Origin of the sequence: Nocardia sp. NPDC006630, from assembly GCF_040611495.1 — a bacterium.
Classification (GTDB): domain Bacteria; phylum Actinomycetota; class Actinomycetes; order Mycobacteriales; family Mycobacteriaceae; genus Nocardia.
On sequence record NZ_JBEXOK010000006.1, the window covers coordinates 181435 to 198369 of the forward strand.

Below are 16935 nucleotides of genomic sequence, written 5' to 3' on the forward strand. Positions count from 1 at the left end.
TAGACTGCGCCGGGTTATACCCAGGTTCGAGATGAAACCGATGCCATAAGTGCAAACTCCCACTCACATCGGGGTTGAACCGCCATATGCAACTATGCGAGTATCAAGCGGTTCGCGAGAGGCTAGAGAGGACAGCGCCGATGCTGCGTACCAGGTTCACCGAGACCTTCGGAGTCGAGCACCCGATCGTGCAGGGCGGCATGATGTGGGTCGGCCGCGCCGAGCTCGCCGCCGCGGTCTCCGAGGCGGGCGGTCTCGGCATCATCACCGCCCTGACCCAGCCGACGCCGGAGGATCTCCTGAAGGAGATCGAGAAGGCGCGCTCACTCACCGACAAGCCCTTCGGCGTGAACGTGACGATCCTGCCGTCGATCAATCCGCCGCCGTACCAGGAGTACATGCAGGCGATCATCGATTCCGGCGTGAAGATCGTCGAGACCGCCGGCTCCAATCCCGAACCCTTCCTGCCGTACTACAAGGCGGCCGGGATCAAGGTGCTGCACAAGTGCACCAGCGTCCGGCACGCCCTGAAGGCACAGAAGATCGGCGTCGACGGCGTCAGCATCGACGGCTTCGAATGCGCCGGGCATCCCGGTGAGGACGACGTCCCCGGCCTGATCCTGATTCCGGCCGCCACCGCGGCGCTCGACATCCCGGTCATCGCCTCCGGCGGCATCGCCGATGCGCGCGGCCTGGTCGCCGCGCTGGCGCTGGGCGCGGACGGCGTCAATATGGGCACCCGCTTCATGTGCACCCAGGAGTCGGCGATCCACCAGACGGTCAAGGAGCAGATCGTCGCCAATTCCGAGCGCGCCACCCAGCTCATCTTCCGCACCATGCACAACACCGCCCGCGTGGCGGACAACGAGATCAGCCGCAAGGTCGTCGAGATCGAGAAGGCCGGCGGCAAGTTCGAGGATGTGCGCGATCTGGTCGCCGGTGCGCGCGGCCGCCGCGTGTTCGAAGAGGGCGATCTGGATGCGGGCATCTGGTCCGCCGGCCAGGTTCAGGGCCTGATCAACGACATCCCGACCTGCGCGGACCTGGTGTCCCGCATGGTGTCCGAGGCCGAGGCACTGATCGGCTCGCGCCTGGCGGGCATGCTTGTCTAGGTGACAACGGATTTCGTGCGGGCCGGGTAACTTCTGGGGTACCCCCGGAACCCGGTCCGCACCTCACCGATACCACGCGAATGGGACTTGCGGCGCTCTTAATTAGGCGCTGAAGTGGCGGGGAGGCGGTATGGCCCTTGGCAAATCTGCCGGGGGCTCTTGTCATTTCGGGTGCCTTCGAGCAGCTGATCCGTCATGCTTTAAGGACACGACGGACGTGTGGCGGAGGTGCCGATATGGCAATCACTCGAATTTATCTCGATGACGACGCCCTGCGTCGGGCAATGGCGATTTCGGGCGTTCACACCGAACAGGACGCGGTGAACCTAGCACTGCGTTTCTTCAGTTCGCATGCGACAGCGGCGGATTACGAACACCCGTTTCACCCGCGGGCAGCCACGGCGTCGTAATCATGGGAGGCGATGACCTCGATACCGCCGGGGAGCGCGTGTAGGCGCTGAATCGTGCGGAAGGCATCGTCCCGGTCGGCATCGAAGAGCTGGCCGGGCATGGGGGCTTTCTCCCGAATCAGCTTGATCTGCAACGTGTTCCATACGGCGTCCCCGGCCAGCAGTACGCGCGTGCCATCGTCCACGGCGAGCAGCACGCCGATACTGCCGGGCGTATGACCGGCGAGATCCACCAGGATGACCGCGCCGTCGCCGAACAGGTCGTGGCTGCGCGGAAAAGTAAGTACCGGCGGACCGTCCAGTTCGATATTGCCGGTGCTGCGATTCCGCAATGGCGCGCGCACCACACCGATCGGCGCCTGCGGGCCGCTCATCGCCCACTCGTATTCGATTGCCGGAATTCGCAATTCCACCGAATCCGGAAGTTCCAGCAGACCGGAGACATGATCCCAGTGCAGATGCGTGGCCAGAACAAAGTCGAGTTGCGCACCGGTGAGATCACGGGCGGCCAAAGCATCATCCAGCCCGAGCACCGGCTTGTCCGGCGAGACGAGCAGCCCGACCGGGAAGGGCAGCCCCGGCAGCACCCGCCGGTGCACATCGGCGCACAGCGCCGGATCGACCAGGAACCGCGCCCGCGGATGTTCGACCAGGAACGCGCCCATGGCCATGGGCAGTTCGCGCAGGCTGCGCACACCCTCGGCGACAATGGTGGCGGGCGCGGACATCCGGCCCTGGATCAGCGACCGGAACTTCACGGTATTGCGCGCCGGTGGCAGCTCCGCCGAATGCAGCCCCGCGAGAAACGCGGTATCGGGCTGCCGCGGCCGCACTAGCCTGCCGGGCGTCGCCGCGACGGCCGCACAGCAGCGCGCCAGGGTGGACAGGGCGCCGGGGCGACCCTCGGTCACGGAGGCGTGCTGCCCCTCGTTTGCAGAGTTCTCGCTCACCCGCGTCACGGTATGTCACAAGCTACCTGCGCGAAAGCTCTTCTGGGCGGGGGGAAATCTTGGCAGAATCGCCGGAGGTACTTCGGCGCGGACGACGCCGGACACGGGAGGGATTTCCTGTGCGGGAGAGTACGGCAGCATCCACCGATCGCACACCCCTTCTCCGGGTGTCGATCGTCGGTGTCGCGTACCGCGCGACACGTACCGCCTTCGACCACGAGTGGTTCGGGATCACCGAACGCGAGGCCGCCGCCATGGACCCGCGCCGGCGGATGAATCTGGAACTTGCGGTCGAGGCGCTCGACGATTCCGGCCTCGGCTGCCTGGCTCGCGGCTCCCGCGCCGCCGTGGTGTTCGGCGGCGCAACGGGATTCGCCGCCGGTCCGACCAATAGTGCGCACCAGCTGTCCCGGGCGCTCGACCTGCACGGCCCCAGCCTCACCGTGGACAGTGACCGCGCCTCCCCGCTGGTGGCCGTCGATACGGCAGTGCGACTGCTGGCCGACAACGCGGTCCCGTTCGTCATCGCCGGTGGTGCGGATCTGACACTGCTGCCGGACCTTTCGGGCCTCACCGTGCCCCCGGACAGCGGCGTGTGCACGGTCCTTGTCCTCCAGCGGACCCTGGACGCGGCACGCACCGGAACCCGCAGCTACGCCGAAATCGCCGGAACCGGCCTGGGTTTCCCCGGATCCGGCGCCATCGATGCCCACATCGCCCTCCGCAACCACCCCACCCCCCACTCCCCCACCTCCCGGGGCGAAGAACCACCGATACTCATCCCCCTCTCCGCCCCCGACCCGGCCGCCCTCCACAGCCTGGCCCAAGACTTGGCACAAATCGTCACCACCTATCCCACCCTCCGCGAATTCGCCACCGCCGTAGCCCGACTCGTACCCGACGAAGTCCGAGCCGCCCTCCTCGCCCACGACACCACCGACGCGGCAGTCCAACTCCGCGCCCTCGCTCAGCACATCGCCGCGGCCATCAGCCCGAGCACGGTGTACAGCGCGAACTACCGCGCCACCACGCCTGCCCCGTCCGACCCCGACACAGCCGAAGCGGGACACCTTCGACTCGACAACACACCCGGCCCAGGGGAAGCCCGCTGGGCGGACAGCACAGCCAATTCGCTCGCGGCCGACAGGGAGCCGTCGCCGCAGAACGGCTCCGGCACAACGACAGGCGCAGTGCGGCGGCCCGGTGCGGCCGTTGCTACGACTCGCGGCTCCACTGGAACAGACGGGCACCCCGAGTCGAGCGTCACAGCGGCACAGGGCAATTCATGCGGGGCGGGCGCCGGTGTCGTGCGGCGCTTTGTCGGGTCGGTGGTGTCGGCGGTAGCACGGCCTGCCGGAACCGGTGCGGTGGTGGGTGTTTCGGAGCAGCGGCGGGAGGGTGGGGTGCTGCTGCTGTTTTCGGGTGGAGGTGGGCATGCGCGGATGGGGCGGGGGTTGGCGGGGCGGTATCCGGTGTTCGCGGGGGCGTTGACGGACGCGGCCGATGCGGTGGCGGAGGCGGGTGGGCCGCGAGTGTGGACCCCGCGCACCGGGTTCGGGCACGGGGAGGTGGGCGAGGATTTCGCGCAGCCGGCGTTGTTCGTGCTGCAGGTGGCATTGGCTGAGTTGCTCGAATCGTGGGGTGTTCGGGCGGAGGGTGTTGCGGGGCACGGGGTGGGTGAGATCGCGGCGGCGGCGGTGAGCGGGGCGGTATCGCTGGGTGATGCGGCCCGGATCGTGGTGGCGCGGGGACGGCTGCTGTCGAAGATCGGGGATCACGGTGCGGCAGCGGTTTTGGAGGCGACGCCGGCCGAGGCGCTGCGGCTGCTGGAGCCCATGCGGGCGACGGTGGGGGTGGCCGCGATCGACGGGCCGCGCTCGGTCATCGTCTCCGGGGAACCGCGCTATATCGACGCGCTGGTGCGCCGCGCACATCGGCGGGCCATCTTCGCGCAGCGCATCAATGCCGACAGCGCGGCGGCCGGAACGATTGCGGTGCCGCATATCCCCCAGGTGCGAGCCGTTGCGCCACAGCTGATTACGGAGCTCGCCGGAATCACGCCGCGGCGGCCGGAATGCGCCGTCTACTCGACTACCCGGCGGGGCACGGTGATCGGCGGGCCCGGCCTCCGCGTGGGCGGCAATCGTGTTGCGGCCGAACCTCACTGGGACGATGCAAGAGACTCGCAGACCCACGCGGGCATGGATGCCGCGTATTGGGGCGAGAATGCGGCAGGGCCGGTCGAATTGGGCGCGGCCCTGGAACAGGCTGCCGCCGACGGTTTTTCGACGGTGGTGGAGATCGGGCCGCATCCGGTACTGGCGGCGATCGTGCGGGAGCAGGCGGCATTTCGGGAGTCCACGTATTCGGTGGCCTCGCGGGCGGATGAGGCCGCGAGTTTTCTGCGGACGATCGCGCGATTGCATCTCGACGGGCGGGCTGTCGACTGGACCGCACTGGGACCGCAGACCGCACCACCGCCGCAAAGGCGTTGGCGGCGAACACTTTCGGTGGACGGTGCGGCGGTGCAGCCGCCGGAGGTGCCGATTCGGGCCGAGGGGACGTACGTGGTGGCGGGCGGGCTCGGGAATTCGGGGGCGGTGGCGGTGCGGTGGCTGCTGGACGCGGGCGCGCGCGATGTGGTGGTGCTGACACGTATGCCGCGCGCCCTGCCGCCGCCGCTGGACGGCATGGACGACTGGATCGTGGTGATGCGCTGCGATGCGGCCGATCGGACGGATCTGGCGACGGCGCTACACGATATTCGGGAGTGCGGTTCGCCGATTCGCGGGGTGGTGCACGCGGGCCGGGAGCCCGATCGCACGGCCGCGGTGAATCTGCTGGAGCTGACCGCGAGCGATCCGACCGACTTCACGATCGGGTTCTCCACCTCCGGCTGGCAGCCGCTGTCCCGCGTGTCGGGTGCGACCGGCCGGTGATGCGGCCATGATGACTGGATGGGCGAACCGATTGTGCAGGTGAAGTGGAAAGACGAACCGGACGAACACGACTATCCGGCAGCAGCCGACTATCTCGAATTGCTGGGCGCGCCGGATGTGGTGCAGACGGTCATCGAGGAATTGCGGTCCGCGAAGGTCGCGCACAAGAAGGCCAAGGACATTCTGCGGGCCTCCGGCCTGGACCTTGTGGACGCGTCCAACCCGTATGTGCGACGTGACCTGGCGAAGATCGCGGCGGGCAAGACCCTCTCCCCGATCCTGCTGGTGCGTGGTGACTTCCGGAAGGGCGTGCCGACGCAGATCGCCGACGGCTATCACCGGGTGTGCGCCATTCACTACACCGATGAGAATATCGAGATCCCGGTGAAAATCGCTGCGCTACCGTGACATTCGGACTTCTCGCACTCATCATCGTGCTCGGGCTGGCCGGGCCGGTGCTGGCCTGGCGCTCGCAGTGGCACCTCCCGGTCATCCTCGGTGAGCTGCTGGCCGGAATCCTGTTCGGCACCACCGGTTTCGGGGTACTGAACCCGGCCGATCCGACCTTCACCTTCCTCGCCAATGTCGGATTCGCCGTGGTCATGTTCGTGGCGGGCACGCACGTGCCCATGCGCGATGCGACCATTCGCACGGCCCTGGGCAAGGGTGCGCTGCGCGCCGTGCTGGTCGGCCTGCTCGCGGTGATCGCCGGTCAGGCGGTGGCCGTGATCTTCGATACCGGACACGGCGCGCTCTACGCGGTGCTGATCGCGTCTTCCTCGGCCGCGCTGGTGCTCCCCATCCTCGATTCGCAAGGCCTGACCGGGCCGGGTCCTTTTCAAAAATCTGTGCTGGAGTTGACCGCTCAGGTCGCCATCGCCGACGCCGCATGTGTGGTCGCACTGCCACTGGTGATCGATCCCGCCAATGCCGGACGAGCGGCGATCGGCGCGGTGGCGGTCTCCGCGGCCGCGGCCGCGGCGTACTTCGTGCTCCGGTACCTGAGCGCCTCGGGTATCCGGCGGCGCTATCACAAGATCTCCGAGCAGCGGCAGTTCGCGCTGGAGCTGCGGGTGAGCCTGGCCTTGCTGTTCGCGCTGTGCGCTCTGGCCACCAGCACGCACGTATCGGTCATGCTGGCGGGCTTCGCCCTCGGACTCGCGGTCGCCGCCGTCGGTGAACCGCGCCGGGTCGCCAAACAGCTGTTCGCACTCGGCGACGGATTCCTGACGCCGATGTTCTTCGTCTGGCTGGGCGCGCGCCTGAATCTCCGTGAGTTCGACCAGCATCCGTGGCTGATCCTGCTCGGCCTGGCGCTCGGCGGTGCGGCGGTGCTGACCCATATCGCCATGCGACTCACTGGTCAGCCGATCATCTTCGGCACCATGGCCGCCGCGCAGATCGGGGTGCCGGTCGCCGCGGTCACGGTCGGCACCCAATTGCATGTGCTGAAACCCGGAGAGCCGGCAGCGCTCATGCTGGGCGCGCTCGTCTCGGTCGCGGCCACGGCGGTGGCAGCCAACCGGGCGGCGGTCCGGCAGATCGCGCAGCCGGGATCACAGGACCCGAGGCCGGCCGACGGCGACAGTGGCGGGTCGCCCGATCAGAAGAGCAGCCCGGCCCCTTAGGGCTCGCGCCCGAGCAGCCGATCCGTTTCGCGGCGTTCACGTTTGGTGGGGCGGCCGGTGCCGCGATCGCGCTGCGGCAGGGTGGCGACCACCAGCGGGTCGGGCGGGGGCGGGCTCTTGTCGATCAGGCACAGCGCGGCAACGGCCGCGCCGACGCGCTTGGTCAGTAGGCGCTGGACAACGACAATGCGTTCCACTCCGCCGACGCGGACCCGGATCTCATCACCGTGCTTGAGCGCGTGGGCAGCCTTCACCGGCACACCGTTGACCCGCACATGCCCGGCGCGGCAAGCCGTGGCCGCCGCCGACCGGGTCTTGAAAAGACGAACAGCCCATACCCAAGAATCGACTCGGGCCTGGGCTGGTTCGCTCGGTAGAGCAGAGGTCACGCGTTGACGATACGGCTTACGCGCTGATGCGACGCGCGGTGACCACCATATTGGGGCGCAGCGTGGTGTAGGAGACGGGCGTACCGGTCTGCACGGCATTGAGCAGCTTGCCGTCACCGGCGTACATGCCGACGTGGCCGCCGCCGTTGGTGACAACGATATCGCCGGGCTGCAGGTCCTCGAAGGCTACGGGCGCGCCGACGTTGGACTGCTCGAAGCTGGTGCGCGGCAGTTCGACTCCGGCCTGCTTGTAGGCCCACTGGACCAGACCCGAGCAGTCGAAGCTGTACGGGCCGGTGGCACCCCAGGAGTACTGGGCGCCGACCTTGGACTGCGCGGCCTGGAGAGCGATCTGAGCCGGGGCGCTCGGCTGCTTCTGCTGCTGCGGGAACAGCTCCGGCAGCTGGAAGCCATTGGCGCCCGGGGCGGGATTGGCGCCGAGCTGCTGGATGGCAGCGCCCGGGTTCGCCTGAAAGTCCTTGACCGCCTGGTTGAACTGCTGAACCTGCGGTGCAAAATTGTCCGGCACATCGAAGTTCCCGATACCCGGGACGTCGATGGTGGCGGCCGAGGCGGTGATCGCCGGGAACGCGCCGGTTGTCGTTGCTGCCATGGCGCCCATCACAATGGCGCCCTTCACGGAATTCGGTACCCGAGATTCCCGCTGCAAACTATGTCTACCCACCGAGCTCGCATCTCCGATCTTGTGCTGCATCCCGATTCGAGGACGAATATGTTGCTCGACATCGTCTAGCCGGTAACGTCGCGGGCCGCCTCTCCGATGAAGCGACAGACTCCGCTAAGTCACGAAGAGATTACGATGGCCAGCGCCTGTTGTCCACCCCACACGCGGCGCGTGTCGCGACGCACCGCAAAACGCCCGGCGGACACGCGAAATCGCGTACCTGAAAATGGATCACGACTCGATATACCTGATCGACATCAGCGTTACCGAACTGCAAACCAGATGGTCTGCCGGGCCCTCTCAACCGCGCGCCTCGATCGTGCGCTCGAGGTCCTCGATACGGCGCCGCGCGTCGGCGAGCTCGACCTCCAACTGCCCCAGCGCCATTACCAGCGGCCCGACCGCGAGGTCCGCGACCAACTGCGGATCGTCGTAACCGCGCTCGATGGCCACCAGAATGTTGTTGCGAATACGTGCCGCCACCACCGCCTCGGCGGGTACGTTCCAGGACTCGACCACCTCGGAGACGGTGGACGGGGCTTCCTCCGACATGAACCCTCCTGCCCTGGGCATCAGCGAACCAGTCATAAGGGTAGCGAGGGACGAAGAGCCACAAGGGGTGTGAAGCGAACACCCGTCGCGCCACGCTCGCACGCCCCCGCGTATGCCGGTCGATAGCTGTCTCTAGGGGCTTCGGTAGATGCCCGGATAATCCTTGATTTTGGCGTTACCGTCGTCGCGTGGACCCGGTAAGAAACCCGTACGCCCCCGGCGCCGGCCAGCGGCCGCCCGAACTCGCGGGCCGCGATCGGCAGCTGGACGCCTTCGACATCGTGCTGGAGCGCATTGCCCGCGCCCGCCCGGAGCGCAGCGTCATGCTCACCGGTTTACGCGGCGTCGGGAAGACCGTGCTGCTCAATCAACTTCGCTCGGCGGCGCGCACGCGCGGCTGGGGTACCGGCAAACTCGAGGCACGACCCGATCAGGAGCTGCGCCGGCCGCTCTCCTCGGCGCTGCACATGGCGGTGCGCTCGATCGCTGTGGCACATCGCAATCCGGATCAGGTGGACGATTTCCTCGGCATTCTCAAGGCTTTCGCGCTGCGCTCCACCGCTGACAAGGGCATGCGGGAGCGCTGGAATCCGGGTATCGACGTGCCCGCGGTGACCGGGCGGGCCGACTCCGGCGATATCGAGATCGATCTTGTCGAGCTGTTGATGGAGGCCGCGCAACTCGCCCGCGACGCCGGTGTGGGCATCGCGCTGTTCATCGACGAGTTGCAGGATCTGGGCCCGGCGGACATATCGGCCATCTGCGGGGCCTGCCACGAATTGAGCCAGGACGCCGCGCCTTTGATCGTGGTCGGCGCGGGGCTGCCGCATCTGCCGGCCGTGCTCTCGGCCTCCAAATCGTATTCGGAGCGCCTGTTCTCGTATCACCGCATCGATCGCCTCGATCGGGAATCCGCCGACCAGGCCCTCATCGCCCCGGCCGGGCGCGAGGATGTGAAGTACACCGAGGCCGCCCTGGACGCGCTCTACGACAAGGCCGACGGCTATCCGTACTTCGTCCAGGCCTACGGCAAGGCCACCTGGGACGCGGCCACCCAGAGCCCGATCACCGAGGAGGATGTGGACGTGGCCGCCCCCACCGCCGAGGAGGAGCTGGCGGTCGGATTCTTCGGCTCCCGGTACGAGCGGGCAACCCCGGCGGAACGGGAGTACATGCGCGCCATGGCGGATCTGGCCGGAGACGACGGACCGGTCTCCACGGCCGCCGTCGCCCGGGAGCTCGATCGCAAGCCGGCCTCGCTCTCCCCTGCTCGCGACGGCCTCATCAAGAAGGGCCTGATCTACTCCGCCGAGCGCGGCACGATCGGTTTCACGGTGCCGCATTTCGGCCGATATCTCCGAGGCGTGCAGTAGAGATCGCGGACGCGTGCAGTAGCGAGACATTAGCTGTTCAACCAAGATCATTGTCCGACAAGCGGTTTCGGTCTTTGCCAATGACTACCGGTGGGTAACAAAGGCTCCTACACTCGAATGTGATTCCCATCACGTCCGAGGAGGACCACATGGCGACTACCGCGAAAGTCGATGCCACCGAAGAACAGGCCCGGGCACTCGTCGAAGAGTCTCGCGAAACCACCTGGGCCAAACCCTCCTTCGCGAAGGAGATGTTCCTCGGCCGCTTCCGCCTGGACCTCATCCATCCGTTCCCGCACCCCGGCGCGGCGGATCAGGCCAAGATGGACGCCTATCTGACGCGGCTGCATGCCTTCTGCGAGACCATCGACGGCCAGCGCATCGAAGCCGAGGGCCGCATTCCGGACGAATATGTGCGCGGGCTGGCCGAACTCGGCTGCTTCGGCCTCAAGATTCCGGAGGAGTACGGCGGCGTCGGCCTCACCCAGGTCGGTTACAACCGCGCGCTCATGCTGGTCGGCTCGGCGCACGCCAGCCTCGGCGTACTGCTCTCGGCGCACCAGTCCATCGGCGTCCCGGAACCGCTCAAGCTCGCGGGCACCCCGGAGCAGAAGCGAGAGTTCCTGCCGCGCTGCGCCAAAGGCGCGGTGAGCGCCTTCCTGCTCACCGAACCCGATGTGGGTTCCGATCCGGCGCGCATGGCCTCCACCGCCACCCCCACCGAGGACGGCGAGGCGTACGAGATCAACGGCGTGAAGCTGTGGACCACCAATGGCGTGGTCGCCGAACTGCTCGTGGTGATGGCGCGGGTGCCCAAGAGCGAAGGCCATCGCGGCGGCATCTCCGCCTTCATCGTGGAGGCGGACAGCCCGGGTATCACTGTGGAGCGCCGCAATTCGTTCATGGGCCTGCGCGGCATCGAGAACGGCGTCACCCGCATGTACAACGTGCGGGTGCCCAGGCGGAATCTGGTCGGGCGCGAGGGTGACGGGCTCAAGATCGCCCTCACCACATTGAACGCGGGCCGGCTCGCGATTCCGGCCATGTGCACCGGGGCTGCCAAGTGGTCGCTCAAGATCGCCCGGGAGTGGAGCGCCACCCGGGTGCAGTGGGGTCGTCCGGTCGGAGAGCACGCGGCGGTGGGGTCCAAGCTGTCCTTCATCGCCGCAACAACATTCGCGCTGGAGGCGGTACTGGATCTGTCGGCCACCATGTGCGACGAGAACCGCAACGATATTCGCATCGAAGCGGCGCTGGCCAAGCTGTGGGCCTCCGAGATGGCCTGCAAGATCGCGGACGAACTGGTGCAGATCCGCGGCGGCCGCGGCTACGAGACCGCCGCCTCTCTGGCCGCGCGCGGCGAACGTGCCGTTGGCGCAGAGCAACTCGTGCGAGATCTGCGCATCAACCGCATCTTCGAGGGCTCCAGCGAGATCATGCGGCTGCTCGTCGCACGCGAGATGGCCGATGCGCATATGGCGGCGGCCGGGGCGCTGGTCGATCGCAATGCCGAACTCAAGGACAAGGCCAAGGCGGCGGTCGGCGCCGGTGGGTTCTATGCCAAGTGGTTCCCGCAGCTCACCGTGGGCAGCGGCACCGCGCCGACGGGCTTCGGCGAATTCGGCCCGCTCGCAAGGCATATGCGGTTCGTGGAGCGGATGTCGCGCAAGCAGGCGCGGGCGCTGATGTACGGAATGGCGCGCTGGCAGGCGAAACTCGAATACAAGCAGGGTTTCCTGGGCCGCATCGTCGATATCGGCGCGGAGCTGTTCGCCATGGCGGCGGCCTGCGTGAAGGCCCAATCCCTGCGCGTGGCAGGCGATCCCGACGGCGTGGCCGCCGAGGAGCTGGCCGATGTGTTCTGCCGGCAGTCCCGCATCCGGGTGCAGCAGTTGTTCGATGCCCTGTGGGACAACACCGATGACGCCGATACCGACGTCAGTCGCGGCATTCTCGACGGCCGCTACCGCTGGCTGGAGGGTGGTGCGCTCGATCCGAGCGAAGGCACGGGGCCGTGGATCTCCGAATGGCAGTTCGGACCCTCGACCGAGCAGAACCTGCTGCGCACCTTCCTGCCGTCGACCAAGGCGTCGGCGGCCACGTAGAGCGCGGTCGTCCGCCTCGCCGTGGATCCCGGCCAAAAGCATGCCGGGATGACAGGGGCGAAGCGAGGCGAATCTGCCTCTGTCTAGCTATTCAGCTAGACAGAGGCAGATTGCTGTCGAGGACCTCGCATAGCTATCTATAGCTTTCTAGCAGCAACACTAGATTGCTGTAGATAGACCGATTGATGTCGATCACCTGCGTCAGTTGGACAACTTGTCCATAACGTCGGGTGTGAAGTGCTAACGCGGTGGCAATTCACATCGACAACCGGGCAAAAGGCGAACTCTTTAGGAGCCGTCATGTCCTTCGTCATCTGCAGCGCCGCCGATAACGACAGCCTTCATCGCACCGTCCCCGCGGACGACGGTGTCCCCATCGCGGTCCACGAGTTCGGCCCGGCCGATGCCCCGCTCACCGTGGTATTCGCACACGGTCACTGCCTGCGCACCGAATCGTGGGCACTGCTGCGGCAGCAGTTGCTGCCGCTCTGGGGCGATGCCGTGCACATGGTCTTCTACGACCATCGCGGACACGGGGATTCGGGCATGGCCGATCCGGCGACCTACACCATCGATCAGCTGGCACAGGATCTGGACGCGGTACTGCGGACCGTCGCACCCACGGGTCCGATTGTGCTGGTGGGGCATTCGATGGGCGCCATGACCATCCTGGCCTATGCCCGGCTCCACCCGGGCGCCATCGGCCCCCGCATCGTGGGCGTCGGACTGCTCGCCGGGGCCGCCAACAGCGTCACCCGGGTGGGCCTGGGCCGCCTGCTGAACGGTCCGGCGGTGACCTCGCTGCGGGTCGCGGTACGCCGCGCACCGCGCGCCATGCAGGCGTCGAAGCATTTCACCCGGCATCTCTTCGAGCCGATGCTGCGGGAGGCCGCACTGGGCACCCGCAAGGTGAGCCCGCGCATGCTGGCGGTGGCCACGGCCATGCTCAACGAGACCTCGCTGCTGACCATGGCGAGCTTCCTGGAATCGCTCATGCGGTTCGACGAGATGGCCACCCTGCAGCGGCTGGGCACGATTCCGACGCTGGTGCTGGCCGGCTCGGCCGACGTGGTGATCCCGTTCGCGCATTCGGTGGTGCTGGCCTCCCAGCTGGACGACGTCGAACTGGTGCGCCTGGACGGCGCCGGGCACAGCGTCATCATGGAGCGTGCCGAGGAAGTAGCGGGAGCCATTGCGGCACTGGTGAATCGGGCCGTCGCGGCCCTGTCGGACCCCGATGCGGGCCCGTACGGGCACGACCCGGATTGTGGTCCGGAGTACGCGATCGCGGGCTGAGCGCCCCGCCGGGACAGGCCGCTGACCTGCGCATATATCGACCTGACGAGCGCAATCGGATATCTTCACGTACTGTGTTGTAGATCATAATGTGTGGTCTGTCACACGGCTCGAGGAGGTTTCGATGACACGCAGCGAGATTGCGGAACTCCGCTACGCGGTCGGCCAGCTCCGGCAGTGCGTCGGCGCGTTGCGTTCGCACTACGGTGAGGCCAGTGAGGTCCGCCGGCTGGAGAACGATCTGGAACGGCTCGTCATCGACGCCGATGAATTCGAGCAGGCCCCACCCGCTCAGGTGGCTCGCTCCGGCGAGCCGAACGTCATCTACGTTCCCGACAGCAAGTCGGACGAAGCGGCGTGGATGGGCGCGCAGGACGAGGGCTTGGGCTTCCACTCCCGTCCGCGCACCAAGTAGCGCCACCGAGTAGCTTCTGCCCCGCGCCGAGGTGCGGGGACGCTAAGCTCCCGCCCGGGATCGCGCTGTCGCGGTCGTGCACCGATCTGTTGCGGTCGTGCACATATCTTTTGCGATCGTGCACCGATCGCCGCGACAGCGCCGTCCCGGGCAGGAGTATGCGTGAGCCCCGCAGAGCAATTGACGGCGCGAGATGCCGTCTTCATCTATGACGAGTTCGAACGCCACCCGTCGAATATCGTCGCGGTATACGCCTTCGACGCCGCCGCGCCGGGCGCTGCGGCGCCCGATGCGGCGCATGTGATCCCCTGGGTACGAGCGCGTCTCGGCCATTTCCGCCTGTTCCAGCGCCGGCTGGCGCGGGTTCCGCTGGATCTGGATCTGCCCTACTGGGTGTGGGACCGGGACTTCGATATCGACCGGCACGTCGTGCTGGAATCCCTCCGCGAATGGGCGGCCGTGCGACCCCGCATCGCGGAAATCGCCGCCACCCGAATGGATCTCACGCGACCGCCCTGGCGGATACATATCTTCGATCGGGTGACGGGTTTTCCGGGCGCGCCCGATACTCCGGTCACGCTGGTACTGCTCGGATTTCATCACAGCGCGGGCGACGGCGTGGCGACCCGCGAGCTGGAACTGAAGTTGTTCGACGGCAGTGAGCTGCCCGCAATCACGGAATCGGCCGATGCGCGGGAGTGGTCCGCGCGCCGGGCCTTCGGCCGGGCGGCGGCGGTGCTGCCCTATCGACTGACGCGCTTCGCGATCGGCTTGCGGCGCACCCGGGCGGCGGCCGCGACGGCCCGCGAGCGGGTGGCGGCACAGGCCATTCACGAACCGCTCGCACTGCGGCCCGCCACCCGATTCAATCGGCAGGTGGATCCGCTTTTCGGCTTCGATCTGGTGCGCATTCCGATGGCGTCGATACAGCAGGCGAAAGCCGCAGCGCCGGAGCGGATTACGGTCAACGACCTGGTGCTGACGGTGGTGTCCGGTGCGCTGGCGGCCTATCTGACCGAGCGCGGTGAGACGCCGGCGGGCGCACTGGCCGCCATGGTGCCCCGTTCCATGCGCGGTCTCGCCCAGTGGAATTCGGCGAATCAGCTCACCCAGATGTCGGTCGATCTGCACACCGATATCGCGGATCCGGTGCAGCGGCTGCGGGCCATCCGCGAATCGATCCGGCGGGAGAAGCAGCGCGGGGCCGATACCGCGGTGCTGCGCCGCGAGGAGCGGGTGCACACCTCGCCCGCCTGGCTGCTGCGGCTGGCCGGATGGGCCCGGGCGCAACGGCGATTCGACGAGGTGGCGACGGTGCCGCTGTCCAATACCACCATCAGCAATGTGCCGCCCGTTGCCGAGCGGCTGCAGTTCCTGGGTGCGCCGATGATCAGCGCGTTCGGCGCGCTGCCCATCATGGACGGGGACGGCCTGCGGCACCTGACCACCTCGCAGGGGGAAGAGCTGATCATCAGCTTCAGCGCCGATAAGGCGATGATGCCGGATACCGCGCACTACGCGGAATTGCTGTTGCAATCGTTCGACGACACCTGGCAGGCACTCGAATCACACCGGGACTAAAGGTGATCGGCGGGCCTACCGCCGATCATCGCTGCGGCGCAAAGTATTTCACACGCCCAATGCCTGTCCGAGAATCGGCCAGGATTTGTGCAGTTCGTCCTGCCAGTAGCCCCAGGAGTGCGTTCCGGAACCGTCGAGACTGTAGGTGATATCGGTGCGGCCCAGGGCATTCGTGCGCGCGGCGAGCTGCGTGGTGCAGTAGTGCGTGGTGGCCTCGATGCCGCCGCCGATCAGCATCTGATTGGCGAGGGTGGTGACGCTCTGCCGGACGGTCGGATCGGCGAGATCGTCGTGGGGGCCGGGCATTCCGGTGCCGCTGGAGATGTACATGGGAATGTTCGGCAGGCGGTCCGCGTGCAGCAGCACATCGTGTTCGCGCCACTCCGGTCCGCCCAGCGGGCCCCACATATTCTGTGCCCGCCCGCCGCCGAGACTGATGACGAAATTGATTGCCGACTGTCCCAGTGGATCACTCGTCATGGCGCACCCGCTGTAGGCGGCGACGCCGCGATACAGCTCGGGCGCCTGAATGGCCAGGTCGAGCACGGAGGTGCCGGCCATGGAGATGCCCGCCAGGCCGTTCACGCCGTTCGTTCCGAAGGCGCGATCGATGACCGGCGGCAGCTCCTCGGTGAGGAAGGTGGCCCACTTGTTCCGGCCGTTGTTGCCGAGCTTCTTGCCCAGACCGGCGTCGTCCTGCTGCCAATCGGTGTAGTAGCTGAAGGCCCCCTCCATGGGGACAACGATATTCACCTGTTTATCGGCGAAGAACCCGTTCAGATCGGTCTGCGCGACCCAGCTCGCGGCATCCTCGCCACCGCCCGCACCGTTGAGCAGGTACAGGGTGGGCGCCGGGGTGCCGGTGTCCGCGGGCCGGAGCACCTGGAGCGGGATATTCCGGTCCATGGCAGGTGAGTAGACGCTGATCTGCACCAGCCGTCCCGCACCGGCGGTCTGCGACACCACCCGGGCCGGTGCGGCGTGCGCCGCCGGCGCCGCGGGGGTGGACACGGTCCACAGCAGGGCCGCCGCCAGTAGGAGCGTCATCTGGAACGCGGTGCCGCGCAACCGCTGCATAGTCATGAAATCGCCTGTGTCCCTGGAACATCGCCAAGGGGGCACACCGATATGGTGCACCCCCGTATTCGACTGCGGGTGAATTACTTACCGGCCGCCGGAGTGCCGCCGCTGAGCGTGATCAGCGCGTTCACAATCGTGGTTCCGACACTGCCGACACTGCCGCTGCCCTTGCCGAGGACATCCCAGAGCGATCCCATGTGTATCTCCTTAGTCGTACGTGTGAGGTGTCGCGAATGGCCTGCTACTGACGGAATTTCGCCAGCGAGCCGAGGAAGGTGTCCAAGAGGCCATCGCCCGCGACGGCGGACCCGAGGGCCGGAATTATGGAGCCGAGCAGATCGCTCAACGAACCCATCGTGAATCTCCTTGTGCACGTTAGACATTGCCCCGTGCGAACGGCGCCTGCCCGCAAAGAGGAAT

15 protein-coding genes are annotated in these 16935 nt (G+C 67.2%); 10 read left to right on the forward strand and 5 right to left on the reverse strand.

Translation table 11 applies throughout. The annotated features are described in order from the left end of the window. Nucleotides 1-140: 140 nt before the first annotated feature. Both ABZX86_RS19105 and ABZX86_RS19110 read left to right on the forward strand, forming a co-directional pair. Nucleotides 141-1112: a nitronate monooxygenase family protein gene (locus tag ABZX86_RS19105; RefSeq protein ID WP_355125144.1), complete on the forward strand. Its 972-nt coding sequence runs from the start codon at nucleotides 141-143 to the stop codon at nucleotides 1110-1112. A 236-nt stretch (nucleotides 1113-1348) separates the two neighbouring features. Beyond that, nucleotides 1349-1522 carry a type II toxin-antitoxin system VapB family antitoxin gene (locus ABZX86_RS19110; RefSeq protein ID WP_327142856.1) on the forward strand — a complete coding sequence of 58 codons (174 nt, stop codon included), beginning with the start codon at nucleotides 1349-1351 and terminating at the stop codon, nucleotides 1520-1522. Here the strand turns inward: ABZX86_RS19110 and ABZX86_RS19115 are convergent. Then, nucleotides 1495-2472 carry an MBL fold metallo-hydrolase gene (locus ABZX86_RS19115; RefSeq protein ID WP_355125146.1) on the reverse strand — a complete coding sequence of 326 codons (978 nt, stop codon included), beginning with the start codon at nucleotides 2470-2472 and terminating at the stop codon, nucleotides 1495-1497. The genes ABZX86_RS19110 and ABZX86_RS19115 overlap by 28 nt on opposite strands. A gap of 119 nt (nucleotides 2473-2591) precedes the next feature. Here ABZX86_RS19115 and ABZX86_RS19120 point away from each other — a divergent pair, with 119 nt between their 5' ends. Genes ABZX86_RS19120 through ABZX86_RS19130 form a run of 3 tightly spaced genes read left to right on the forward strand, consistent with a single transcriptional unit; the run spans nucleotide 2592 to nucleotide 7039 of the window. Further along, nucleotides 2592-5411, forward strand: a complete 2820-nt coding sequence (locus ABZX86_RS19120; RefSeq protein WP_355125148.1) for an acyltransferase domain-containing protein — start codon at nucleotides 2592-2594, stop codon at nucleotides 5409-5411. A 30-nt stretch (nucleotides 5412-5441) separates the two neighbouring features. Next, on the forward strand, nucleotides 5442-5819 hold the full coding sequence (locus ABZX86_RS19125; RefSeq protein WP_355125844.1) for a hypothetical protein: 378 nt from the start codon (nucleotides 5442-5444) through the stop codon (nucleotides 5817-5819). Further along, nucleotides 5816-7039 (forward strand): cation:proton antiporter, encoded by a 1224-nt coding sequence (locus ABZX86_RS19130; RefSeq protein WP_355125150.1) that lies wholly within the window; start codon nucleotides 5816-5818, stop codon nucleotides 7037-7039. The genes ABZX86_RS19125 and ABZX86_RS19130 overlap by 4 nt, the downstream gene beginning before the upstream one ends. On the opposite strand, the gene ABZX86_RS19135 is transcribed toward ABZX86_RS19130, so the two are convergent. From ABZX86_RS19135 to ABZX86_RS19145, 3 genes are all read right to left on the reverse strand, one after another. Further along, nucleotides 7036-7428 (reverse strand): RNA-binding S4 domain-containing protein, encoded by a 393-nt coding sequence (locus ABZX86_RS19135; RefSeq protein WP_355125152.1) that lies wholly within the window; start codon nucleotides 7426-7428, stop codon nucleotides 7036-7038. The two genes, ABZX86_RS19130 and ABZX86_RS19135, sit on opposite strands and share 4 nt — an antisense overlap. A 16-nt stretch (nucleotides 7429-7444) precedes the next feature. Further along, nucleotides 7445-8041: an NlpC/P60 family protein gene (locus ABZX86_RS19140; RefSeq protein ID WP_327142861.1), complete on the reverse strand. Its 597-nt coding sequence runs from the start codon at nucleotides 8039-8041 to the stop codon at nucleotides 7445-7447. 372 nt (nucleotides 8042-8413) lie between these two features. Beyond that, a complete protein-coding gene (locus ABZX86_RS19145) occupies nucleotides 8414-8665 on the reverse strand; it encodes a hypothetical protein (RefSeq protein ID WP_327142862.1) in 252 nt (83 codons plus the stop codon). Between the two features lie 188 nt (nucleotides 8666-8853). Here ABZX86_RS19145 and ABZX86_RS19150 point away from each other — a divergent pair, with 188 nt between their 5' ends. From ABZX86_RS19150 to ABZX86_RS19170, 5 genes are all read left to right on the forward strand, one after another. Then, nucleotides 8854-10038 (forward strand): AAA family ATPase, encoded by a 1185-nt coding sequence (locus tag ABZX86_RS19150; protein WP_327142863.1) that lies wholly within the window; start codon nucleotides 8854-8856, stop codon nucleotides 10036-10038. Nucleotides 10039-10187: 149 nt separating this feature from the next. Next, nucleotides 10188-12143: an acyl-CoA dehydrogenase family protein gene (locus ABZX86_RS19155; RefSeq protein WP_355125155.1), complete on the forward strand. Its 1956-nt coding sequence runs from the start codon at nucleotides 10188-10190 to the stop codon at nucleotides 12141-12143. 300 nt (nucleotides 12144-12443) lie between these two features. Next, complete coding sequence (locus ABZX86_RS19160) at nucleotides 12444-13439, forward strand: alpha/beta hydrolase (RefSeq protein WP_355125157.1); 996 nt, start codon at nucleotides 12444-12446, stop codon at nucleotides 13437-13439. Between the two features lie 124 nt (nucleotides 13440-13563). Continuing rightward, a complete protein-coding gene (locus ABZX86_RS19165; RefSeq protein WP_327142866.1) occupies nucleotides 13564-13854 on the forward strand; it encodes a hypothetical protein in 291 nt (96 codons plus the stop codon). Nucleotides 13855-14016: 162 nt separating this feature from the next. Beyond that, nucleotides 14017-15435, forward strand: a complete 1419-nt coding sequence (locus ABZX86_RS19170; RefSeq protein WP_355125159.1) for a wax ester/triacylglycerol synthase family O-acyltransferase — start codon at nucleotides 14017-14019, stop codon at nucleotides 15433-15435. A gap of 48 nt (nucleotides 15436-15483) precedes the next feature. On the opposite strand, the gene ABZX86_RS19175 is transcribed toward ABZX86_RS19170, so the two are convergent. Beyond that, complete coding sequence (locus tag ABZX86_RS19175) at nucleotides 15484-16518, reverse strand: alpha/beta hydrolase family protein (RefSeq protein ID WP_355125161.1); 1035 nt, start codon at nucleotides 16516-16518, stop codon at nucleotides 15484-15486. Nucleotides 16519-16935 lie beyond the last annotated feature (417 nt).

Coding starts and splice junctions, on each gene's coding strand:
- ABZX86_RS19105 (WP_355125144.1), top strand. CDS start 141: ATGCTGCGTACCAGGTTCACCGAGACCTTCGGAGTCGAGCACCCGATC.
- ABZX86_RS19110 (WP_327142856.1), top strand. CDS start 1,349: ATGGCAATCACTCGAATTTATCTCGATGACGACGCCCTGCGTCGGGCA.
- ABZX86_RS19140 (WP_327142861.1), bottom strand. CDS start 8,041: ATGGCAGCAACGACAACCGGCGCGTTCCCGGCGATCACCGCCTCGGCC.
- ABZX86_RS19145 (WP_327142862.1), bottom strand. CDS start 8,665: ATGTCGGAGGAAGCCCCGTCCACCGTCTCCGAGGTGGTCGAGTCCTGG.
- ABZX86_RS19155 (WP_355125155.1), top strand. CDS start 10,188: ATGGCGACTACCGCGAAAGTCGATGCCACCGAAGAACAGGCCCGGGCA.
- ABZX86_RS19160 (WP_355125157.1), top strand. CDS start 12,444: ATGTCCTTCGTCATCTGCAGCGCCGCCGATAACGACAGCCTTCATCGC.
- ABZX86_RS19165 (WP_327142866.1), top strand. CDS start 13,564: ATGACACGCAGCGAGATTGCGGAACTCCGCTACGCGGTCGGCCAGCTC.
- ABZX86_RS19175 (WP_355125161.1), bottom strand. CDS start 16,518: ATGACTATGCAGCGGTTGCGCGGCACCGCGTTCCAGATGACGCTCCTA.